1 protein-coding gene is annotated in these 491 nt (G+C 58.7%); it reads left to right on the top strand.

Annotated elements, in window-relative coordinates:
• On the top strand, window positions 1-439 hold a 439-nt coding region (locus EN750_RS40205), incomplete at its 5' end, for a hypothetical protein (RefSeq protein ID WP_210212817.1).
• Window positions 440-491: the final 52 nt, after the last annotated feature.

Here is a 491-nt window from a genome sequence, read left to right as displayed (position 1 = left end):
GATGAAGGTCCGGGGCGCCGGCGAGATTGCCAAGCTCACAGGGCCAGAACCCGAGGAGGTTTTCGAGGCGATCCGTGGCCGGATTCTCCAGGACGACAACTTCGCGGCCAAACTCAAAGGGACCGACGGCCTCGTTCGTCTGGTCGAGGCGCGGCGAAGCTGCTCAATCCGGCATCTACACCTGGGACGCAGAACGTCAGTAAGACCGGTTTGGCCGGGGAAGGGCGACGGCGAAGAGCAAGACACAGAAAACAGTAGCGTCGAGGATGAAGTAGCGCGGTATGCGGCAGCTTCGCGCTCTCAGTTCGGTCATTCATACAGTCGAAATCGTCTACCGGAAACGGGGGCAAAGGACCGGACGGCAACGTCTCTGCCGTTTACATTTTTTGAGCACCGCGCCATCTCTGCGCTGCACTCATCCAGACTGTTGCGGATTTAAGCCGAACGCAGAACCTCGAGAACTTGAGCTACCTCGGTTGTGTCGCTGAAAT

The organism is Mesorhizobium sp. M7A.F.Ca.ET.027.03.2.1, assembly GCF_003999175.1.
Classification (GTDB): Bacteria; Pseudomonadota; Alphaproteobacteria; order Rhizobiales; family Rhizobiaceae; genus Mesorhizobium.
This window is presented reverse-complemented; position numbering and strand designations above follow the sequence as displayed.